This window comes from Pseudomonas sp. BN414 (assembly GCF_029871275.1).
Taxonomy (GTDB): domain Bacteria; phylum Pseudomonadota; class Gammaproteobacteria; order Pseudomonadales; family Pseudomonadaceae; genus Metapseudomonas; species Metapseudomonas resinovorans_C.
In genome coordinates this window covers 86,685-109,238 of record NZ_SSOL01000017.1, presented here as the reverse complement: position 1 = coordinate 109,238, position 22,554 = coordinate 86,685, and the positions used below count along the sequence as shown (strand labels likewise).

Genomic DNA, 22,554 nt, shown 5'->3' with positions numbered 1-22,554 from the left:
AGGCGACTGGTTGCGGGGCGCCCAGATCCTTCCCTTCCAATGGCATGTCAGCGCAAATGGCTTGTGCTGTATAACTTAGTTAACTATATTTGCTACGTCAGTCATTTGAACGCGAAAGACAGTGGTCTGCCCGCCTGGGGGGGGGCGGCTTCTAGGAGGGAAAATGTCCAGCAGTGAAAAAACAAAAGAACCCACGCTCGGCATGCGCATGGCGGAAGATTCGGGGCGCCCCGTCGAGGGGGCGTTCGCCACCCGCTCCACGTTCGACATGGGCACCGATGACCTGCCCGTGGAGCGCTACATCTCGCGGCAGTTCCATGAGCGTGAAATGCAGGGGTTGTGGTCGCGGGTCTGGCAGATGGCCTGCCATGAAGGCGACATTCCGGAAGTCGGCGACTACATCACCTACGAGATCGGCAATCGCTCGTTCATCGTGGTGCGCACCGCTCCCGACGAGATCAAGTCCTACCCCAATGCCTGCCTGCACCGCGCCATGCGTCTGGTCAAAGGGCAGGGCAAGGCCGGTGCCTTCACCTGCCCGTTCCATGGCTGGTCCTGGGAGCTGGATGGCTGCAGCCGCCGGATCACTGAGGATTGGGATTTTCCGCAGACCTGCGAACGCAACATGAATCTACCCGAAGCCAAGGTCGGGACCTGGGGCGGCTTCGTCTTCATCAATCCGGATGCGGAGAACGCGGAGCCGTTTGAGGACTGGATCGGGGTGCTCCCGGACCACTTCAGCCGCCTGCCGCTGGAAGACTTCCGCGTTGCCGTACACGTGGCGCGCATCGTGCCGGGGAACTGGAAGGTGGCGATGGAGGCTTTCATCGAGTCCTACCACGTAATGCCGACCCATCCTCAGTCCGTGCCGGTATCTGAGTACGCAGAGACGCAGTACGACATTTTCGATCGCAACGTCAGCCGTCTGGCTACCGTATCGGTCGCGCAGGCCTCGGGCAGCACCAGGAAGATGTCCCAGCAGGAGTTCGCCGACTACGCAGCCAAGGGCACCGGTCGCGAACCGATTCAGGTGCCTGAGGGCATGACCTACCGCAGCGCTCTGGCCGACCAGCGTCGCCAGGCTGCCGCGGCGGCGATGGGCAAGTCGCTGGATCACCTGAACGATGTCGAGCTGCTCGATGCGATCGAGTATTTCCTCTTCCCGAACTTCATGCCCTGGTATGGCATGGGGCTGCCGATCGTCTACCGCTTCCGCCCCAATCGCGACCGCCACGACAGCTGCATCATGGAGGTCTACGTGATGACGCCGCGTGCCCTGTCGGAGCCCATGCCGAAGACGCCCGAAGTGCTGTGGTTGCCGGAGGACAAACCCTTCGTCGATTGCCCGGCTCTGGGACGCCTGGCGCCGATCTTCGACCAGGACTACGAAAACATCGAAGGCGTCTGGGTCGGCCTCCAGTCGACCGTGAAGAAAGGTCTGGTTCTGGCCAAGTACCAGGAAGCGCGCATTCGCCATTACCACCGTCGTATCGACGACTTCATCAATGCTCAAGAGAAGTAGAACGCCATGAACACCACGCCTGAAAGCACCGAGGAAGATCTCTCCCAGAGCATCCTGTATGAGGTCATCGATGGCCACATTGCCCGTATCACGCTCAACCGTCCGCACCGCAAGAACGCCATCCTGACGCCGGACATGAACGACATGCTGTCCGAAGCCTTCACCAAGGCCCAGGACGATGACGAGATCAAGGTCATCATCCTGGCCGGCAACGGCAGCGACTTCTGCTCGGGCGAAGACACCAAGAAGATGCCGGTGGAGGCTTTCGGCCTTAAGAAGGGCGGGCGTCTCGGCCAGTCCAAGCGTATGCGCGGTATCCGCAAACTGCTCGACAGTACCCTCACTGGCACCGTTTGGGGCGACAAAGTGGTGATCCTCGCCGCCCAGGGCGCAGTGCTCGGCCAGGGTTTCTCCTTCGCAATGACGGCCGACATCCTGATTCTTTCCGAAGACGCCTATGTAGCGCGTCGCCAGAGCCGTATCGGTTTTGCCGGATTCGAAACCCAGTTGCCGATGACCATGCTCCGCCTCGGTCTGAATCGCGGCATGGAGATCTTGCTGACCGGCCGCAAGATGAGCGCCCAGGAGCTGAAGGAGTGGGGTGTGGCCAACTCGGTAGTGCCCCGCGAGAAGCTCGAGGACGAAGCCCTTCGTTATGCCCGCGCGGTGGCTGCCCACAGCACCGACAACCTGATGCTCGGCAAGCGTGCTCTGCAGCAGTACTTCCATGGTCTGGGTGTTGGTGCGTTCCTCAATTTCGCGACCGTGGGGCACCCGCTGTTCTCCAACGTGGTGTGGCGCGAAGACGAGATCAACTTCCTGAAAGAACGTGACCGCGTGGGTGGACGCCAGGCGATGCAGAACCTCAACAAGGTCTGGGATGACCTGGGCTTCGACTGAGGCGGATCGACACCATGGAACTGAATTACGGACCAGAACACGACGAGTACCGCGAGCAGATTCGCGACTTCCTTCGCAGTGAGTGGAAGGAGGGCGCGAACGTAGCTGAGTTTCGTCAGAAGGCCATCGATGCGGGTTACCTGTACCGAGGTATTCCCAAGCGCTTCGGCGGCTCAGAGCAACCCTCGGATGTGATTCGCGCGCGGATCATTGCCGAGGAGTTCGCAACGGCCAAGGCCCCGGGCGAGATCAAGGGTAACGGCGTGCAGATGCTGGTGCCCACCTTGCTGGAGCGCGGCGCCGAGTGGCAAAAGGAACGCTTCATCGCCAAGACCCTGACCGGTGAATACCGTTGGGCTCAGGGCTTCAGCGAGCCGGGCTCGGGTAGCGACCTGGCCAGCCTGCGCACACGCGGCGAGCTCCGAGATGGGCAGTGGGTGATCAACGGGCAGAAGGTCTGGACGTCCTACGCCAAGGACTGCCAGTACATGTTCGCGTTGATTCGCACCGAGCCGGAGGCGAGCAAGCACCAGGGTATTTCCTATCTGCTACTCGACCTCGACCAGCCGGGTATCGACATCCGGCCGATGAAACAGATCAACGGGGGCAATGACTTCAACGAAGTCTTCTTCACCGATGCAGTGACCCCGGAGAACTGGATCGTCGGTGAGCGTGGTGAGGGCTGGAGCGTCTCCAAATCCCTGCTCAAGCACGAGCGCAACATGCTCGGCGGGATCGATCGCTCCGAGTCGCTGTTCGACAGCTTGCTTGGCCTGGCGAAGCGGACCGTGAAGAACGGTGCGCCGGCAATCAAGGACCCCTGGGTCCGCGACCGTCTGGCGTCTCTCAAGGCTGAGTTGGAGGTACAGCGGTGCTCCAGTTACATCCAGATGAGTCGTGAGTTGGCCGGGGAGGGCGGTGGCCTCCTGCAGATGATGAACAAGCTTGGCCAGTCCAACTACGCCGCGGCAGTGGCGGAGGTGGCGAATGCCATTCTCGAGGACGAGGGTCTGATTTCCCCCATCGGCAACCGCCGTCCGGGCAACGAGCGCTGGGTGAATCAGTACATGAACTCCTTGGCGGCGGCGATTGCCGGCGGCACTTCGAATATCCAGCGCAACATCATTGCCGAGCGTGGCCTCGGCTTGCCGCGGGAGAGCAGTCAAGAATGAGGTTCGATCTAGACGAACAGCAGCGGGCCTTCCAGGACGCGGTGGTGGATTACCTGCGTGCTGAATGCCCCATGAACCGGGCCCTGGCGCCCCATGAGAACGGTGAACCCGATTTCGCGCTCTGGCGCGGCCTGATGGAATTGGGTATCGGCGGCATGGTGGTGCCGGAAGAGTACGGCGGCCTTGGCCTTGGGCTGCTGGATCTGGCCGTGGTGGCCGAACCTGTCGGTCGCTACGCGATGCCCGGCCCCTTCTTCGAGCACGCCCTGGCGACCCTGGCGATCACTATCGCTGGTACTGATGAGCAAAAGGCCAGGTGGCTGCCCGCGCTGGTCACCGGCGAGCTGCGTGCCACTGTGGCATTCGCCGAAGCGAAGGGGGAATGGACGGCGGATTCCTGGAGCCTCGATGGCGACGGCGAGCTTTCCGGCCGCAAGCAGTACGTTCTGCATGCCGAAGGGGTCGATCTGATCCTGGTTGGCCTGAAGGGCGGAGCCCTGGGTGTCGTGGAAGGCAATGCCGCCGGTGTCGAACTCACCCCGGTACCCTCAACTGATGCCGGGCGAACCTTGGCGCATGTGGCCTTCAACCAGGTTAGGTTCGAGCGCCTGGCACTGGCCGCTGGCGAAAACGTGGTAGATGCCGGCTTGATCCTGCTGGCTGCCGATGCTTTCGGCGGTGCTTCCCATTCTGTTCATCTCGCCGTGGAGTACTCCAAGGAGCGTGAGCAGTTCGGCCAGGCGATCGGCGCATTCCAGGCGGTGAAACACCAGTTGGCCGACATGGCGCTGATGGTGGAGCCCTGCATAGGTCTCTACTGGTACGCCGCTCACATGTTCGACACCGCCCCGGTCGCGGCCCACGAAGCCGCGGCGCTGGCGAAGGCGCACATCACAGAGGTCTACCCGAAGATCACCCGGCGCATGATCGAGGCCCACGGTGGCATTGGTTATACCTGGGAATACGGCGCACATGTCTGGCTCAAGCGCGCTCTGTTCGATCAGGCCTACCTGGGCATGCCCCAGTCACACCGTGCGCGTATCGCCACCATGTCCGGTTGGTAAAAGGGGTTTCACATGACAGGCAAGACCGTATTCATTTCCGGCGGCACCAGCGGCATCAATCTGGGCATCGCCAAAGGCTTCGCCGCCCAGGGCGACAAGGTCCTTGTGTTCGGCCGCGATCCGGCCAAGGCGGAAGCCGCTGCGCAGGAGATCCGTGAGGAAACCGGCGGCATCGCCATGGCTGGTAGCGCCGATGTGCGGGACATGGCTGCCATCCGCACGCTGTTCGAACAAGCAACTGAGGCCCTGGGCGCTCCCAGTGTGGTCATTGCCGGCGCGGCCGGCAATTTCATGTCGCCTGCCGTAGGCATTTCCGCGAATGGCTTCAAGACGGTGGTAGATATCGACCTACTGGGCACTTACAACGTCTTCCGCGCGGCCTACGACTTCGTGGTCAAACCCGGCGCTTCGCTGATCGCGATCACCGCGCCGCAAGCAGTGCAACCGCTCCCTCAGCAGGTGCACGTATGCGCCGCCAAGGCGGGGGTGAACATGGTGGTCAAGGTGCTTGCGATGGAGTGGGGCCAGGCTGGCATTCGCGTCAACGCCATCTCCCCCGGCCCCATTCGCGGTACCGAAGGAGTCGAGCGCATGGCACCGACCGAGGAAGACAAAATCAAGTGGAGCGCCCACACGGCGCTGCGCCGTTTCGGCAATCCTAGTGACATCGCCCAAGCGGCAATCTTCCTGTCGTCCTCCAACGGCAGCTACATCACCGGAACCATTCTGGATTGCGACGGCGGTATGAAGCTGGGTGATGCCAGCGGTGACTTCATCACGCCGCCCCAACGTTGAGGACATGACCATGACCGAGCTCATTCAATTCGAAGTGGGTGACGATCACGTCGCCACCATCACCCTCAATCGCGCCGACAAGATGAACGCCATCAACGCCGAGATGATGGTTGAGATCAAACGCCTGTGGAACGTGGTACGCGACGAAGATCATATCCACGCCGTGGTGTTTCGTGCCGACGGCAACCGCGCCTTTTCCACGGGCCTGGATCGCGTCCAAGGCTTCAAGTATCCCGACAATATCTGGAACAAGCCGGACCCGGGCGAGAGCCTTGATCCAAAGCACCACAAGGTCTGGAAACCTGTGATCTGCGCGGTCAGCGGCATGTGCGCCGGCGGCGCGTTCTATGTCGTTGGAGGTTCGGACGTGGTGATCGCCTCGGAAGACGCGACCTTCTTTGACCCCCACGTTGACTTCGGTCTGGTGGCAGCGCTGGAGCCGATCAGCATGGCGCGACGCATGCCCCTGGGCGAAATCCTGCGGGTATCGCTGATGGGAGTCGAAGAGCGGATGAGCGCACAACGTGCCCACCAGATCGGTCTTGTCAGCGAACTGGTGCCCCATGAGGAACTCTGGGCTCGCGCTCACAAGGTGGCCGCGATCATCGCCTCCAAGCCTTCGGTTTCCACCCAGGGCACCGTCCGGGCCATCTGGGAATCCCTGGATATGGGTCGGTCCCAGGCTATGGCGCGTGGTCTGAGCTACACGCAACTGGGCAATCCCCTAGGTATCCCCCAGGTGGAAAACATGCTGCAGAGCGGCAAGCGTAAAGGTTACGAGGTTCGCTGAATGTCTGGGATCGCCGAACACATCATTCGCGCCACGGAAGCCGGCGCCTCGCTGGTTGCCATCGATTTTGACGGCCAGTCCCTCAGTTGGCGGGCCCTGGCCGATGCCATCTCTGAGCTGAATGTACTGCTCGCAGAGGCGGGTCTCGGCAAGGATGCCGTGATCGGCCTACTGGGTCGCAATCGGCCGGAGCAACTGGGCAGCTTCATCTCGATATTGGGAGCGGACCGTGGCCTGTTGCTGATTAACGCCATTCGACCTGCTCATATGGTGGCTGAGGAAGTGGCCGGCCTGGAGCTTGGTTGCCTTATCGGCAGTCGAGCAGACTTGGCTGCGGATGTCGTTTCCGCGGGACAGGCTTCCGGCACCTTGGTGCTGGCGGTCGAGGTCGTGGCCGGCCGGATTGTCTTCGAGGAGCTGATGCCGCTGCGCGCCCGCAGATTCCGACTACGCGAAGCGAACACTCTGATCGAGATACAGACCAGCGGTACAACTGGTGCACCTAAACGTATCCCCGTATCAGAGCGCACCATTAGCGCCTCGCTGCGCGATGGCGTGCGCAGCGCCAAGGGCACGGTGGAGAACTTCGAGCTGAAGCCGCAATCCTCGCCGACCCTAATGTTCAGCCCGCTGGTGCATACCAGCGGCACCTTCAACACCCTGATGTCGGTGTTCGAGGTCCGGCCGATCGTGCTGTTCGAGAAATTCGATGCTGAACGTTATCGCCAGGCCCTGGTGAAGTACCGTCCCAAGTTCGCACCGCTGCCGCCTACCGCCATCAAGATGATGGTGGACAGTGATGCGACTCGCGAAGACTTCTCCAGCGTTCGCGCGGTTCGCGCAGGCACTGCCCCGTTGTCCGTGGAGTTGCAGCAGGCATTCGAAGAGAAGTTTGGCGTGCCTGTGCTGACCACCTACGGTGCGACCGAGTTCATGGGCGTGGTGACCAGTTGGACCCTTGAGGATCACCAGAACTTCGCGCAAAGCAAGCGCGGGAGCGTGGGACGTGTGTCCAAGGGCGTGCAGTTACGCATCGTCGATCCCGCCACCCGCGAAGAGGTGGCCCAGGGTGAGCAGGGCATTCTCGAAGCCAAGCTGGACCGGATCGATGGTAGCAAGGACTGGATCGCTACCACTGACCTGGCCAGGCTGGATGCCGATGGCTTCCTCTACATCGTCGGACGTGCGGACGACGCCATCATTCGCGGTGGCTTCAAGGTCATGGCGGGCAAGGTGGCTGACGTGATCAAGCTCTATCCGGGGGTCTTCGATGCCATTGTCCTAGGCGTTGCGGATGAGCGGCTGGGGGAGGTGCCTGTAGCTGTGGTCGAGGCTTATCCAGGGGTTGATCTCGACGTGTCGGCGATCAAGCTGTTTGCAAAGGACAACCTCTCTCCGTATGAGGTGCCGGTTCGTTTGCATGTTGTGAAAAGCCTGCCTCGTACCGTCTCGGACAAGATCAGCCGCCCGGCGGTGAAGGAACTGTTGGCGAAGCTTTCCTGAACATCAACGTCCGGAGCTATCAGTTGCCGGTGAGGAGTCACGCAATGCTGGATCTGAATGGAAAAGTGGCATTCATCAGTGGTGGTGCCGGCGGCATCGGTAGTGCTATGGCCCGAGAACTGTTGCAGGCTGGCGCTCGTGTCGCTCTCGGCGATATCGACCTGGATAGGGCCAAGATGGTTGCCGCCGAGCTCGGGAGTGCCGACCAAGTCATCGCCGTCGAACTGGATGTGACCGATCCGAATAGTTGGGCGAGTGCCCGGGACGCTGCAGAAGCGGCCCTCGGGCCCTGCGACATTCTCTGTAGCAATGCGGGGGTGTCATTCACGGGCACGCTCGACGAGATAAAGCCGGAAGCCTGGCGCTGGGTATACGAAGTCAACCTGTTCGCCTCCCTGCATGCTGTGCAGACCTTCCTGCCAAACATGAAAGCGCGTGGTCAGGAGGGGTATGTGCTGCTGGTGGCGTCCATCACGGCCCTGCATCCATTCGCCACGCAAGGTGCCTATACCAGTAGCAAGGCGGCACTGCTCAATTTCGCCAAGGTTCTGGAGCTGGAACTAGAGGGCGGTCCCATTGGCGTCTCGGTGCTTTGTCCGGGTATCGTCGCCACCCAGATCCGTGCCAATGCCATTCAGGCAAGGCCGGACGCCTTGCGGGAGGAGAGAGGGGCTGCCAGTAATCTGTCCGCCCAGTTGGGCATGGCCCCGGAGCACGTTGGTCGAGCGGCTATCGCGGGTATGCGCGAAAGACAATTCTACATTTTCCCGCACGTCGACTACCGGCCATACATTTCCGCCGACTACGACGACATGCTGGCGGCCATGCAGGCATCAGCGGATCCCGACTACCGAGAGCCTACTCAACTGCTTAGCCCCTCGCCTTGATGATGCGCAGTGTGTACGGCAACGGCGCTTCACGTAGCCACCAACTTGTCTGGTCGATTCGATGTGCCGGAGGAAATGGCGTGCTGAGTGGCAGGCGAATGGACTAATCGATAGGAAACGATGCAATGGATACCTTGCTCAAGCTGGCGGCAGAAAGCGATGTTCGCAACTTGATTGCCGAGTACGCGCACAAGGCGGACGACGGGGACGCAGTGGGTTTCGCCCTGCTATTCAGCCCAGACGGCACGCTGGAAATCGGTGAACACCGGCTCGTTGGCCGTCAAGCGATCCAGGAATGGCTGCCCACTACTTTGCGACAGGGGGCGCTGCGCCACCTCATGACCAACGTCCATATCGTCATCGAGTCGGCCGACTCGGCGCGCTCTAGCCTCGATCTTCTGCTGCTGAAGCAGGTTGAGGGCGAATGGAAAATCAGGATGACCTCGCGCTACGAGGATCGCTTGGTCAACGTCGGTGGCGGCTGGCTATTCCAGTACCGCCACATCCTGATGCGCTGAACTCAAGACGTGAAAAAAAGCCCCGTGAGCTTGTACTTCCGGGGCTTTTTCGTGGGCTGAAGGATCAGACCTGAAACGCGCCGATCAGTGACTTGAGTTGCGACACTTGCAGATTGAGCTGCTGGCTCGCCTGTTCCGTGCGATTGGCGCCTTCCGCGGTGCGCTCGCCCGAGGCGTTGATTTGCACGATGCTGCGATCGATTTCGTGTGCGACAGCGGTCTGTTGTTCCGCCGCCGCGGAGATCTGCTGATTCTGATCGACGATGTTGTTCACCAGATCTAGGATGTGGGCCAGGGCGTGCTGCATCTGGTCCGAATGGGTCACCGTCGTTTCCGCCATGGTGTTGCTGCTGCTCATGGCGCTGACCGCTTCGCCGACGCCACCCTGGACCTTGGCGATCATTTCCTCGATCTCTTCCGTGGATTGCCGGGTGCGCTTGGCCAGGCTCCGAACCTCATCGGCGACAACTGCGAATCCCCGGCCTTGCTCGCCGGCCCGGGCTGCCTCGATCGCTGCATTGAGTGCGAGAAGGTTGGTTTGTTCGGCGATTCCACGAATGACTTCCAACACCTGGCTGATCGCCTGGCTGTCGCTGGCCAACTGATTGATCACGCGTACCGAGTGGTCGATCTCAGCAGCCAGCGCCCTGATGCTGTCCACCTGCACACTGAGAAGCTCTTTCCCACCCACGGTTTCGCGATTCACATCCTGTGCATTACTGACGGCTGCCGCGGCGCTGCGCGCGACTTCCTGAACTGTGGCGGCCATCTGGTTCATGGCAGTTGCTACCTGCTCGATCTGATCTCGCTGTGCCGAGACCTCCTGGTTGCTGTGGCTGGAGACATTGGCCACCTGGCCGGCTTGATGTTCAACTGCAGCGATGGTCTGGCCGACGCGCTCGATCAGGTCGTGGACCTTGGCGATGGATACATTGAACACCCGGCTCAAATCACCCAGTTCGTCCCGACTGACGGTGGGTACACTGACGGTCATGTCACCCGCAGCGACGTCGTCCATCACCTCGCTCAGACCGCGCAAGGTCCTGCGAATGGAGGTATAGAATCCGCTGGCGAGATAAATGATGACCAGCAAGGTGATTGCCAGTGCACTCAACAACAGGATCATCTTCTGGCGATCCTTGGCCAGGCGGGCATCGAGCCGGTCTTCCAGGTAGGAGAGGGCGGCCAGATTGAACCGCTGGCCCTTGTCCATCTCTTCGCCGATCGACTGGAACAGGCTTTGCCAACTTGTTGCGAAGTCGGCCGCCAGCAGTACTTTGCTCTCCACCAGGGCGATTGTGGCGCTGATCGAGGATCGGGAGTCCGCCATGGGGCCCTCGAGCGCTGAACGGGCGCCCTCGTGCTCTTCCATCAGCCGCGCCAGTTTTGCCGTGAAGTTCTCATCCAGCCTCTCCAGTTGACTCAATTGCGACTGCACAAGGTCGCCGTCGGCCGAACCCAGCATACCTACCGCCAGTGCTGATGATGCCAAGACACGAACCAGGTTCAGCGACGAATCGATCTCGCCTCCCTGCACCGTCATGATCCCGCTGATGTCTCGCACCACGACTTGCTCATCGATGCTCAGCCGGCTGCTGGCTGCGATCGAGTCGATCAGAAGCTGGGCATTGGCCAGCTGTTTCTGCACCGTGTCGCGCTTCGTAGCCTGAAGGCCGTCAGCCTTGAGCGACTGCATGGCGGTGAGGATTTCTGCATGCAGGCCCGTCAGACCGAACCCATCCAGGCCCATATGCTCCGGGCCGACCATACCCTGCAGAGAGCTGACGATTTGTCCCTCGAGTTGGGCTATGCGCTGGTTGATGTCGCTGTTCTGGATGGTAAGGGGTGCCTTGCTCCGGATTGCCATCAGGCTTTCCAGGTCCATGAGTGACCGGCGTATCTGCAGGCTGTCCTTGAGCAGGGTGAGGCTATTGCGTTCCGTTCGGGTCGCGGTGAATTGCTCGTATGCCGTGTGGACGAGTGAGCCACTGGTAGCGAGCAGGGCGATGGTGAAGAGGGCACTGATCAGGCTGAACTTCATGCCGAAGCTCATGCGGTTCATAAGGCGAATGGCGGGGTTGATCAGCGTTTCCATGGCATTCTCTTGTTGTTCTTGCGTGAGTCTGTGAACGACGGCGCGAGCCTGTGTGGCGAATGATTGCGAGCGGGAGGGTTAGTGCATGTACAGCCCGCCATTCACGTGCAAAGACTGGCCCGTCACGGCGTCGGACAGTGGCGAGGCGAAGAACAGGAGGGTACGGGCGTACTCTTCCGTGGACGGGATGTAGCGAAGCGCCGCCTGCTCGCTGACCAGGCGAAGCTCGTGCTCAGGCGTTGTGCCATTCTGCTCGGCGCGGGTCTCCATGACCGTCCTGACCTGTGGCCCCCACATGAATCCCGGGTGCATCGAGTTGACCCGGATGCCGTACTCCCCGAGCTCCATGGCAATGGCACGGGTCATGCGCTGGAGTGCGATTTTCGAGCCGGCATAGGCCTCGCTGCCCGGCAGGACTCTCTCCGCCGTCATGGTGTTGATCATGACGATCCGGCCGCTGCGCCGTTCCACCATGCCGCGCGCCACCGCCCGGGTCAGCTGCAGGGTGGCAAAGACATTGATTTCGAAGCAGTCACGGTAGTTGGACAGGTCCGGCTGCGAATCCAGCAGGGTGGTTCGTTGGGGCCAATCGCCCCGGTAGGCAATGTTGATCAGGGTGTCGATTCGGCCGAGTTGCTCTATGGCCAAGGCAACCGTGCGTTCGCAATCCTCGAGCGAAGCGATGTCGCACACCAGTGACAGGCACCGGCGACCCTTCGCGCGGACCTCCTCGGCGATGCGTTCGATGTGCTCAGTTCGGCGCGCGGTGATGACGAGATCGGCGCCGTGCTCGGCGAACAGCAGGGCGGTGTCACGCCCCAGGCCTTCACCCACGCCTGAGAGCAATACCACCTGGTTGTTTAGTAGCGTCATAGCCAAATCCTCCGGTTACACATGGTTATCTAGGTAATATATATTATATATGTTGTGTGCCTATCAATGGCCGAGAAACCGAGAGGACTGCATGGAAATTAAAGCGGGACAAGTCGCGGTGGTAACCGGAGCGGCTTCCGGGATCGGCCTGGCATTGTCAGAGGCCTTTGCAAGGCGTGGAGTGTGCGTCGCCATGCTGGATGTCGAGCGAGAGGCGCTGGATCGGGCCGCGGAGACGCTGGGCCTGGAAGGGGAAACACTGCCCGTGTTGTGCGACGTGAGCGACCGCGATGCACTGGAGAAGGCGCGAGATGCTGTACTGGAGCGCTTCGGCCGGGTCGATATCCTCTGCAACAATGCCGGTGTCGTGGTGCCTTTCGGCCCTCTATGGACGATCGACGCGGCTGACTGGGAGTGGATCCTCGAGGTGAACCTACGAGGCGTCTTCAACGGCCTGAGCGTCTTCACGCCTTTGCTTGTTGCCCAAGACAGCGGATACGTCGTGACGACTGCTTCGATGGCCGGCGTTTCGACGATTGCCGGCAATGCCGCCTACAACGCCACCAAGCATGCCTCCGTGTCGCTGACGGAAACGCTGGATGCGGATTTGCGTGCGGCGGGCAGCCAGGTGGGAGTGACGGTTCTGTGTTGCGGGCTGGTACGCACGCGCATTCGAGAAGCTGCGCGTAATCGCCCAGATCACGCGGGTGCCCGCGTCCAGGTGCCCGAGGCGGCCGAGCGAGCCAGTGGAGCGGGGCACATCGAGCCAGAGGAGGTGGCAGAGCAGGTGATGGACGCCATTCGGAAGCGTCAGCTCTATCTCTTCACCAACCCCGGCTCGGAAGCGCGCGTGCGAGCGCGGGTCGATCGTCTATTGGCCGATTTCTGACTCAGTGCTGGCCTGCTTGGAGCTCTGCCTCGTGTGTTTCCCGGGGCCTGACCGGTCTGGGCAATAGCCAGGCGGCGACCAGGGCGATCACACTGCACGCCACCAGGAACAGGAATGCCAGCCGGTAGGCATTGGCACTCGGCATCGGTATTCCTTCGCCTGGTGGGCTCACCATGGAACTGGCCAGGAGCATCGCCAATATCTGACTGCCCAGCGCTGCGGTTGTGCTCCGGCAGACTTGGGCCAGACCCATGGCCTCGCTGGTGCGGTTCGCCGGTGTGGCAATGACGACCTGATTGCTCGCCGCGCTGAACAGTACAGTGATGCCGAAGCTGAAGATGATGACTGTGGCCAGCAGCACTGACATCGAATTCAAGGTCACCAGGGGTGGTAACCAGGCCACCAGGACCATGGCGCCACCGACGAGCATCGCGGCTCGTGCGCCGTACCGGGCAGCAAGCAGCCCGGCGACGGGCCCCGCAAAGAAGCCCATGAAGGTGGCGGGTTGCTTGAGCAACGACGCCGTCATTGCGCTGAGGCCAAGGCCGGCACCGGTCCATTCTGGTTGCTGAGCGAGGCCAAGGATCACCGAGGCTCCGATCATCGGGCCAAGTCCGATTGCCGCGAACACTAGGTTGGCCAGCAGAATCCTTCGTTCGGTAAAGAGGCGCACATTGATCAGGGGGTGGGGGTGGCGCAGCTCATGGCGAATCCACAGTGCCAGCAGAACCAGGCTGGCGAGCAGGACCCCGCCGCTTTTAAGCTGTAGCCAGCCTGACTTGGCCAGGGTCAATGACAGCATCAACCCGGAAATGGCGGGTACGAAGAGAGCGCCACCCAGCACGTCCAGCGGTTCCTTTTCGCTTTGCGTGACGGACGTCGGCACGCAGGTCCACACCGCGACGAAACCGATAGCGGCCAGCAATGCGCTGAAATAGAACATGGCATGCCAGTCGAACTGGTCGATGATGGCTCCGGCAATCAGGAACGCCAGACCGGAGCTGACGCCCATGACACCGCCCATGACCCCGATGTTAAATGACAGGGTTTTGGGCTCCATGTTCTCTCGCATCAAGCCCAGGCATAGGGGCAGTACGGCACCCGTCACACCTTGTAGGGTGCGGCCGAGAATGACACCAGCAAGGTCGGTCGAAACAGCACTGATTAGCGAGCCACATGTTGCGATGGCCAGCACGATCATCAGCATTCGTCGCCGGCCGTAGATGTCGCCCAGTCGCGCGAACAAGGCGACACTGCCTGCCGCGACGACGAAGAAACTGGAGAGCACCCAGCTGACGGCCGTCGGGTCGCCGAAGGCCCGATTGAGGGTCGGCAGTGCCACGAAGGCCATGCTGACTTCGAAAGTGCTGGTGATCTCGGCGATAGCCAGAGCCGTCATGAGCAGCCAGACGGGGATCCGGGGTCGGGTCTTCATGGTGGTTGTTCTCTTCTGCAGATAATGCTCCCTACGGGAGCGGGTCATGGCCGGGTCTTCACTGGCCCGATCTTGAAGATGAAGTACAGCGACGACAGAGTGATCAGCCCACTTACGACTATCGCCTGGGAAATCGAAGCGGTGTCCGGATGGTCTCCGCTGGTGAACTGCATCAGCACGGTCACGCCCGTCAGGCCGAGAACCTGAAAGCTCTGCTGGCCGATGGCTGCGAGCGTTGTCGCCGCCCCCGTGTCCTCGGGCGCCACGCCTTGAAAGATCATTACGGCGGTGGTGCTGGCCACGAGAGAGCGGAAGAACCCGAAGGAGAGCATCAAGGCGCCAATCCATAAGTGAGAGGAGGAGGGCGATAGGAAGGCGCAACCGACGAAGGAGAACACGGTGCCGACGGTGCCGAGGGTCATGACGCAACGGCTGCCGTACAAATCGACCCAGCGATAGGTAAAGGGCTTTGTGAGCAATGAGCCGATGGCGATCATGACGATGAGGACGCCGGTGACCGATGGTGAGATGCCCAGACCCGATTGCAGTAGCAGCGATAGCAGGAAGGGGGCGGCGTTCATCAGAAGCCGTAAACAAAGATCGGTGCAGAGGGCGCGGCGGAACAGTGCGACCCGGAATAGCGGCAGCTTAAGCAAGGCGTGTTCGTGGCGCCGGGCGTGGCCGATGGCGAGCGCCCCCAATAGCAGGCCCAGCCCCACCGCCAGGGCGCCGATGGCCCATTCCGCTCTGGACAGGGCGATCAGCCCGAAGACCAGAACCAGTAGCGCCAAGCTGGTGATCAGCATCCCGAGCGGGTCGATTCTGCGAGGCGAGGACTCGCGAAAGTTGTCCAACAGCAGGTGTATCGCGAGCATGCTCGCCAGCCCCAGCGGCAAGTTGATCAGGAAGATCCAACGCCAGCTTGCATACTCCACCACCAGTCCGCCGATCAGCGGGCCTAGCATGGGACCGAGCAAGGCGGGTAGTACGAAGGTGGTGTAGGCCTGTACCCGCTCCTCGGCCGGGAAGGTGCGCATTATCACCAGGCGGCCCACCGGCAGCAGCAGCGCCCCGGCGGCGCCCTCGATAAAGCGTGCCGCCAGCAGGGCCGGCAGCGAGGTGGACACTGCGCAGGCCGCTGAGGCGACGACGAACAGCAAGATGCCTGCCTGGAAAACGTTGCGCCCACCAAACCGGTCAGCCAGCCAGCCGCAGGGCGGAACCGCCGCGGCGGCGCCGAGTAGGTAGGCCGAGATGGTGGCCGAGACAGCCAGCATGTCGCGGTCTAGGTCAGCGGCAATCGCGGGCAACGCGACGGCAATCGACGTGGCGTCGAGTGTCTGAAGCAACACGGCAATGCCCAGGATCCAGGGCGTCAGGTTAGCGTGGCGCATAGGGTTGCACCGCCGCGTTCAGGGCGTCTTGCGGCTGGCTCATGCCGGGCTGTGCTCGTAGGCAGGTTGGCCACGCCCATTGCGGATCAGGAGCGTGGAGCGGGCGATGAATGCCAGGCCGATCAGGCTAAACAGCGAGGAGGCGAACATACCGTAGGCAATGGCGTGGGTGCCCGCCCAACCAGCCAGATGGTCATTAAACATGCCGAGCAGTAGCACTCCAAGGCCATAGGAACCGAAGTTGAAGGCCACCAGCAGAATTGAAAGCGTCGTGCCACGCATGGCCGGTGGGCACAGGGTGGTGATCACGCTGTAGCCGGTTCCCAGGTAGAACTGCGCGAAGCAGGCCAGCAGGGAGATCAGTACCACCACGGTCGTTGTGCTGGGGTCTGTCAGGAAGGTGAGGGCGGCGAAGAGGATCGACAGGGTGATGCCCAGCAGGGGGCTGAGTAGCTTGCGCCACTCCTCCCGACGACCGAGGTAATCGGCAAGAAAGCCCGCGCCTGCAGCCCCAGCAGAACCACACAAACCCAGGGCAAGGGAGGCTGCCAACCCTGCTTGCTGGATGCTCATCCCGTGAACACGCATGAGAAAGCTTGGCGTCCAGACGGTGATGACAGCAGGCAGAACCGTGCAAAACACCATTGCCAGTAGCATGTTGAACAAGGCCCGATCCCGCCAGATGTGCACTAGCACGGCCGAGAGTGGGATCGAATCCTGATACGGACTGGGTGGGTCGTAGCGGCCGCGCTGGGGCTCTCGAATTGTCAGCAGCAGGAGTAGCGCGACCAGTAGACCTGGTAGAACCGCTATGAAAAACGCCGCACGCCAGCCGTAGCTGGCTGCGATGTAACCACCCAGACCGAGTGCTAGAAAGGCACCAATGGGCGGGCCCAGGGAATACAGCCCCATGGCGGTAGCGCGCAACCTGCGTGGGAAGGTATCGCAGATGATGGACAGGCTAAGGGGGGAGAATCCTGCTTCGAATGCTCCTACGCCGATGCGCGAGAGGAATAGCAGGAAGACCGTCGTTGCTAACCCCGCGATACCGGTCATCAGGCTCCAGGCGATGATCAGCGCTACCAGCAGGTTCCTGCGGTTCACCCGGTCCCCGAGCATGCCGATGGGAATGCAAGCCAGTGCGAAAGGGACGGTGGTGGCCAACCCAGCGAGCAGGCTCACCGTTGTGTCACTGATGCCGAACTCGGCTTTGATGGGTTCGATCAGCACCGAGATGATCTGCTTGTCCAGTGAGTAAACGACATAGCCACAGATCAACAGCAACAAGACGTACCACTGGGAGTGCGCTTCTTTTATCTCTTCAACTGCCTGCTCAGTTGCTGGTTCGTCGGTTCGCATCGTGCGTCCTCTTCGATTTCCCGTAGTCGTGGAAGAGCCCGCTGATCAAGCAGCGTGCCGGTCAATTGGAAACGTCAGGCGGGCCCTAGATGCTGCCCGCGCGAAATCATGCCGGCGAGCCGGCGCGTTCACTCTTGATGAGGTCTGCCGCTTTCTCGGCAATCATCACGGTGGGAGCATGGGTATTGGCCGAGACAAGGCGAGGCATGACGGACGCATCCACCACGCGTAGGCCTATGAGTCCGTGGACTCGCAGGGCGGCATCGACGACGCTGGACGCAGGATCGATACCCATGCGACAGCTGCCCACCGGGTGGTAGGCGGAAGCGCCTGCGGCGCGAATGTAGGTCGTCAGCGCCTCATCGCTCTCGGCCATGGCCCCGGGCGCGGTTTCCTCTGCGCGGATGTCGTCCAGTGCCGGCTGAGCGATGATTTCCCGGCAGAGACGAAGCCCAGCGATGGTGGCTTTCAGGTCTCGCTCATCCGCCAGGAAGTTGGTAACGATCTCGGGTGCGGCGTCGGCGTTATTGCTGCGGATATGCACATGGCCACGGCTGTTCGGGTGGCAGACATTCATGCCAAGCATCATGGCCGCATCAGGGTTCTGCACCACGGTCTTGCGCACGGGGTCACGAACAAAGCTAAGCGGCATGCCCATGAATTGCAGGCCGATTTCCTCCCCCTCGACCTCCACGCTACCGTGCCCACAGATTTGCGTCGGGGTGCCGTTCATATGGCCGCGTTTGAAAAGCAGGTAGTTCGCTGCGTTCACCGCCGCGCGCCAGCCGCTCAACTCGGCGCCCATGCCACGGATGCCCTTCAGGGCCTGCACGATGAAGACCAGGAAGTGGTCCTGCAGGTATTCACCCACCGCCGGCAGGTCCTTGACCATCTCGATGCCGAGATCGCGCAGTCGGGCGGTCTGTCCTACGCCGGAGAGTTCCAGCAGTTGCGGCGAGCCAATGGCACCGGCGCTGAGAATGATCTCCTTGCCATGGGCGATGCAGGTCTGCCCAGCCTGGTGGTACTGCACGCCCACGGCTTGTTGCCCTTCGAACAGGACGCGCTCCGCCTTGGCATGGGTTTCGACGCGAAGGTTCGGTCGATCCATGACTGGTTCGAGATAGGCCGCTGCCGAACCGCAACGACGACCATTGTGGTAGAAAACTTGGGACTGGCCGATGCCGGAGGCGTGGCTGCCATTGTAGTCGTCGGTGCTGCCTACCCGGGACTGGCCCGCGGCTTCGACGATTCGCGCGCTCAGGGGGTGGAAGTTGGGCGCCGGGTTGACCTTCACCGGGCCGAACTCACCACGACGCCACGGCGAGTTGCCACAGTAGTGCTCCAGCTTGCGCAGGTACGGCTCGACACTCACCCAATCCCAGCCCACTAGACCTTCGGCGGCCCAGGCCTCGTAGTCTTCTTTCAGGCCGCGCACATAGAGCATGGCATTGATGGAACTGGAGCCACCCAGCAGCTTCCCCCGCGGGTAAGGCATCTGCCGGCCATTGAGATGAGGCTCCTTACTCGTCTCGTAGCACCAGTCGTAGCGTGGTTTGTTTAGCATCAGGGCGAAGCCGAACGCCAGGCGAACCTTGAGGCTCACTGCGTCGCCCCCGGCTTCCAGTAGCAGGACCCGACAATTCGGGTCCCTGCTCAGGCGGTTGGCCAGCACGCAGCCAGCCGATCCACCGCCGACAATCACGTAATCGTATTGTTCCACTTCGGATTCCCTTCCCTTCAGCCGCTGATGGACTTGGGGGCATCCGCCATGAACACAACCTTTGTTTCCTGGTACGACGCCAGGCCTTCGGGTCCACCATCCCGGCCGATACCCGAGTGCTTGAAGCCACCGAAGGGGAAGTTCGGATCATAGGTCCAGGTGTTGTGGGTCATGTTTCCCGCTCGTATCTGGCGGCAGACACGGTAGGCGCGTTCTGGATCGCTGGTGTACACCGCACCGTTGAGACCGTAGGCCGTGTCGTTGCCAATGCGTATCGCATCTTCCTCGCCTTTGTGCTTGATCAGTACGGCGACCGGCCCAAAGATCTCCTCGCGGGCGATGACCATGTCATTGGTGCCGGAGAACAGAGTGGGGGCAACGAAGTAGCCGATATCCAGGTCGCTCGGACGGCCACCGCCGGTGATCAAGCGGGCACCTTCGCTCTTGCCTTGTTGCACATATCCCATGACCTTGTCGTACTGGCGCTTCATGGCGATGGGGCCGTAGGCCGTTTGCGGGTCGAGAGGATCGCCCACCTTGAGAGCTTTCAGGCCGGCGCTGATAGCCTCGGCGAATTCGTCGTGGCGATGTTCGGGAACAATGATTCGGGTGAGGCCGGCGCACATCTGTCCGGCGTTTATGGTGAAGTGGGGAATCAGGTTGGGGACGACCTGCTCGGGATCTATGTCGTCCAGGATGACGGCGGGGGATTTGCCTCCCAGCTCCAGGCTGACGCGAGCCAGGCGGTCGCCACACACGGAGGCGATATGGCGCCCCGCCGCGGTGGATCCGATCAGACTGACCTTGTCGACGTCGGGGTGACGCACGAGATGGTCACCGACTTCGCGGCCAGCCGGAACGAAGTTGAACACGCCGGGCGGGATGCCAGCTTCTTCCAGGCACTCGGCAATTTGCCAGGCGAAGAGCGGGGTTTCCGGAGCGGGCTTGAGTATCACTGAGCAGCCGGCCGCAAGGGCAGGAGCGATGATTTTGCAGGACAGGGAGGCCGGGGCGTTCCAGGGCGTGATAGCGGCGACGACACCGACGGGCTCCTTCACCACTATGCCCACACCGTTACCACGGCTTTGCGGGCGCACCTCTTCGAACTTGCCGTTCAATGCCAGGCTACCGTAGTAGCTGAACAGGCCAAAGGGTGCGAAACCACCCGGGCCTGCCAGGCTTACCGCGCAGCCCATCTCGGCGGTCCAGCTCTTGCTGAACTCGCCAGCGCGACGTTTCATGATTTCTGCAACCTGGAGCAGCTTGGCGCCACGCTCTGCATAGGTCATGCGCGCCCAAGGGCCGAACTCGAAGGCACGGCGGGCAGCGTTGACGGCCTTGTTGATATCGGCAACAGATGCCTCGGGTACGCGGGCAATAACCTGTTCATTGGCGGGGTAAATGACTTCCAGGCGCTTGTCGCCAGTGGGCAGTACCCACTGCCCGTCGATGTAGAACGCTTCGGGATGAGCCAGCGTGAAGAAGTCCGTGTAGTTGTTCAGCATGACGTTTACCTTTGCTCACGAGCCTGATTGTTGTTATTGCCAGTTACGAGCTACGCCTTGGTGATCTCGACCATCAGTTGGCGAATGCCGTAGGCGATGAAGTGGGGCTGGCGGACTACGTTTTCCTCGCCTTCGGCAAGTCGAATCAATGTCGATTGCGCCAGAATGCGCGTCAGCGCTGTGCGCATCTCGCTGCGCGCCAACTGATTGCCGATACAGAAGTGAATGCCGTGGCCGAAAGCCAGGTGCTGAGTCGCGGCCTTGCGATTTACGTCAACTTTGTCTGCGTCCTGATACTGCTGCGGGTCGCGATTCCCTGCTCCCCAACGCAGGTCCAGGACGGTGCCTTTTGGAATCGGTGTTTCGCCTACCTGGGTGTCCTGGGTGGCTATTCGGAAGAGGCCTTGCAGGGGGGCGTCAAGGCGCAATACCTCCTCGCAGTAGTTGCGGACCAGCTGCGGGTTGGCACGCAGCTCGTTCTGTAGTGCGGGATCTTGGGCCAGACGGAGGATGGCGGCCGTGATGGCATTGGTGGTGGTTTCGTTGCCGGCAACCAGTAGTTGCTGAAGTATGGAAACCAACTCGCGCTCGCTCATGAGCTCACCATCGAGTTGCATATTGGCGAGGTCACTGAGCAGGGTGTTCGACGGATCCTTGCGTGCTTCCCGGATCATACCCGCGAAGAATTGCTGCATCTCAATGACACGCTTCGCCACATTGATCAGTTGCTCTTCGTTCAGCCCCTGATTGGCTTGCTCCAACAGGGCATCCGACCAGCGTTTGAAATCGCTGCTGCGCTCCGGTGGAACCCCGAGCTGTTCGGCAATCATGCGGATAGGTAGCGGAATGGAGAATGCCCTGACGAAGTCGAAGGGACCTTGCGGAAAAGCCTCAATCAGCGAGTTGGTGACCGAGAGGATGCTTTCTTCCGCTGCCCGAACCCGAAGCGCATTGAAGGCCTTGTCGACCAGCGAGCGGTAGCGAGTGTGGGAGGGTTGATCGTTTGTTACCAGGGTGTCGAGGTGCTCAAAGCCTTCGGCCTTGAACATGGCGCCGATCTTTTGGTTGAGCTCGGCGGAACGACTGCCCAACTGCCCGGTGCGGTTGGAGTACGTCTGGGGATCGTCGGCAATCGCCCGGATGTCTGCATAGCGGGTGACCACGTAGAACTTAGTCAACGGGTCTTGATAGATGGCTTTCTCGTCACGAATGGCATCGTAGGTGGCGAAGGGGCAAACCATCGTCTCGGGCGTGGCCATTGACAGCGCGCAGGTGGCCTTATCCTGTTCCATGTTCGATCCTCTTGTTCTTATCGTTGATCGTTGAGCTGGATACTCCGACGGGATACCTGGTTTGCCCGGCAAGTGAACCCCTTTACACATTGATGCCTTAGCGGCGGAGCAGGGTCTGCGTCATCTCCTCGAAGCCTGGGGCAGTGATGAAGCCCGTCTGGAACTCCAGCGCGGAACGCAGGTGATCATCCGGATCAGTTATGGTCGCCAGACGAGTCACCGCTTTTAGGGGCTCACGTGGGAAAGCGGCTAGTTTGGTCGCCATCTCCAAGGCAGCATCTCGGGCGCTTTCGCAAGCGATGGCCAATCCCCAGCGTTCAGCCGTCGGCCCATCTACTTTGTCGGCCTGCAACAGACGCCACAGCGCCTGTTGGCCGCCGCGGCGAATGACGTAATGGGTGCCGCCAGTCGCTGGAATCAGTCCAGCCTTGATCCAGCCCTGGGCAATCCAGCCCTGGCTGCCAATGAAGGTTGCGCTACCGGCAAGCGCCAGGTCACAACCAAAGCCCACGGCTGCACCATCGACGGCCGCAATGAGCGGCACGGGGCATTCTCGAATTGCGCGAAACACGCCCTGGAACTCACCGTAGATGGTGGTTTTCACAGCGTCGGCACCCTGCTTGGCCAGGCGTACGATCTCCGGGAGATTGCCGCCGGCGCAGAACGCCTTGCCATTCGCCGACATCACGATGGCTGCGATGCTGTCGTCAGCATTTGCCGCTTCGAGCGCCAGACGAAGTTCGCGGCCTTCGGTCGGCCCCAGTGCATTTCGGACCTCGGGCCAATCGAGCGTGATCTCGACCACGTCGCCGTGACGTTGGGTTTGAACCGGCATGTG

19 protein-coding genes are annotated in these 22,554 nt (G+C 61.3%); 10 read left to right on the top strand and 9 right to left on the bottom strand.

The features are described from left to right. Positions 1-163 precede the first annotated feature (163 nt). From E8E95_RS00805 to E8E95_RS00765, 9 genes are all read left to right on the top strand, one after another. The gene (locus tag E8E95_RS00805; protein ID WP_280347390.1) at positions 164-1,522 is read left to right on the top strand and encodes an aromatic ring-hydroxylating dioxygenase subunit alpha; all 1,359 of its coding nucleotides are present in this window, start codon (positions 164-166) and stop codon (positions 1,520-1,522) included. Positions 1,523-1,528: 6 nt separating this feature from the next. Beyond that, the gene (locus E8E95_RS00800; RefSeq protein ID WP_280347388.1) at positions 1,529-2,422 is read left to right on the top strand and encodes an enoyl-CoA hydratase/isomerase family protein; all 894 of its coding nucleotides are present in this window, start codon (positions 1,529-1,531) and stop codon (positions 2,420-2,422) included. A gap of 14 nt (positions 2,423-2,436) precedes the next feature. Next, complete coding sequence (locus E8E95_RS00795) at positions 2,437-3,594, top strand: acyl-CoA dehydrogenase family protein (RefSeq protein WP_280347386.1); 1,158 nt, start codon at positions 2,437-2,439, stop codon at positions 3,592-3,594. After that, positions 3,591-4,658, top strand: coding sequence for an acyl-CoA dehydrogenase family protein (locus E8E95_RS00790; RefSeq protein WP_280347384.1), 1,068 nt, complete (start codon positions 3,591-3,593; stop codon positions 4,656-4,658). Before E8E95_RS00795 ends, E8E95_RS00790 begins: the two co-directional genes overlap by 4 nt. Positions 4,659-4,670: 12 nt before the next feature. Next, positions 4,671-5,453, top strand: coding sequence for an SDR family oxidoreductase (locus E8E95_RS00785; RefSeq protein ID WP_280347382.1), 783 nt, complete (start codon positions 4,671-4,673; stop codon positions 5,451-5,453). A gap of 10 nt (positions 5,454-5,463) precedes the next feature. Further along, positions 5,464-6,243: an enoyl-CoA hydratase/isomerase family protein gene (locus E8E95_RS00780; protein ID WP_280347380.1), complete on the top strand. Its 780-nt coding sequence runs from the start codon at positions 5,464-5,466 to the stop codon at positions 6,241-6,243. Further along, positions 6,244-7,746, top strand: a complete 1,503-nt coding sequence (locus tag E8E95_RS00775; RefSeq protein ID WP_280347379.1) for a fatty acid--CoA ligase family protein — start codon at positions 6,244-6,246, stop codon at positions 7,744-7,746. It abuts the gene before it with no gap. 44 nt (positions 7,747-7,790) lie between these two features. After that, positions 7,791-8,633, top strand: coding sequence for an SDR family oxidoreductase (locus E8E95_RS00770; RefSeq protein ID WP_280347378.1), 843 nt, complete (start codon positions 7,791-7,793; stop codon positions 8,631-8,633). 125 nt (positions 8,634-8,758) lie between these two features. After that, positions 8,759-9,151, top strand: a complete 393-nt coding sequence (locus tag E8E95_RS00765; protein ID WP_280347377.1) for a nuclear transport factor 2 family protein — start codon at positions 8,759-8,761, stop codon at positions 9,149-9,151. 64 nt (positions 9,152-9,215) lie between these two features. Here E8E95_RS00765 and E8E95_RS00760 read toward each other — a convergent pair whose 3' ends face one another. Beyond that, a complete protein-coding gene (locus E8E95_RS00760; RefSeq protein WP_280347375.1) occupies positions 9,216-11,246 on the bottom strand; it encodes a methyl-accepting chemotaxis protein in 2,031 nt (676 codons plus the stop codon). 78 nt (positions 11,247-11,324) lie between these two features. Beyond that, positions 11,325-12,119, bottom strand: a complete 795-nt coding sequence (locus E8E95_RS00755; protein ID WP_280347373.1) for an SDR family oxidoreductase — start codon at positions 12,117-12,119, stop codon at positions 11,325-11,327. 91 nt (positions 12,120-12,210) lie between these two features. Here E8E95_RS00755 and E8E95_RS00750 point away from each other — a divergent pair, with 91 nt between their 5' ends. Next, positions 12,211-13,008 carry an SDR family NAD(P)-dependent oxidoreductase gene (locus E8E95_RS00750; protein ID WP_280347370.1) on the top strand — a complete coding sequence of 266 codons (798 nt, stop codon included), beginning with the start codon at positions 12,211-12,213 and terminating at the stop codon, positions 13,006-13,008. A gap of 1 nt (position 13,009) precedes the next feature. Here E8E95_RS00750 and E8E95_RS00745 read toward each other — a convergent pair whose 3' ends face one another. The 7 genes from E8E95_RS00745 to E8E95_RS00715 form a co-directional block, all read right to left on the bottom strand. After that, positions 13,010-14,491 carry an MFS transporter gene (locus E8E95_RS00745; RefSeq protein WP_280347368.1) on the bottom strand — a complete coding sequence of 494 codons (1,482 nt, stop codon included), beginning with the start codon at positions 14,489-14,491 and terminating at the stop codon, positions 13,010-13,012. Next, entirely contained in the window at positions 14,488-15,837 is a 1,350-nt protein-coding gene (locus E8E95_RS00740; protein WP_280347366.1) for an MFS transporter, read from the bottom strand. Before E8E95_RS00740 ends, E8E95_RS00745 begins: the two co-directional genes overlap by 4 nt. 39 nt (positions 15,838-15,876) lie before the next feature. Then, positions 15,877-17,196 (bottom strand): MFS transporter, encoded by a 1,320-nt coding sequence (locus E8E95_RS00735; protein WP_280347364.1) that lies wholly within the window; start codon positions 17,194-17,196, stop codon positions 15,877-15,879. 106 nt (positions 17,197-17,302) lie between these two features. Next, positions 17,303-18,919: a GMC family oxidoreductase N-terminal domain-containing protein gene (locus tag E8E95_RS00730; RefSeq protein ID WP_280347362.1), complete on the bottom strand. Its 1,617-nt coding sequence runs from the start codon at positions 18,917-18,919 to the stop codon at positions 17,303-17,305. A gap of 17 nt (positions 18,920-18,936) precedes the next feature. Continuing rightward, complete coding sequence (locus E8E95_RS00725) at positions 18,937-20,424, bottom strand: aldehyde dehydrogenase (protein WP_280347360.1); 1,488 nt, start codon at positions 20,422-20,424, stop codon at positions 18,937-18,939. A gap of 50 nt (positions 20,425-20,474) precedes the next feature. Beyond that, positions 20,475-21,716, bottom strand: coding sequence for a cytochrome P450 (locus tag E8E95_RS00720; RefSeq protein ID WP_280347358.1), 1,242 nt, complete (start codon positions 21,714-21,716; stop codon positions 20,475-20,477). A 97-nt stretch (positions 21,717-21,813) separates the two neighbouring features. Next, a complete protein-coding gene (locus E8E95_RS00715) occupies positions 21,814-22,551 on the bottom strand; it encodes an enoyl-CoA hydratase/isomerase family protein (protein WP_280347356.1) in 738 nt (245 codons plus the stop codon). Positions 22,552-22,554: the final 3 nt, after the last annotated feature.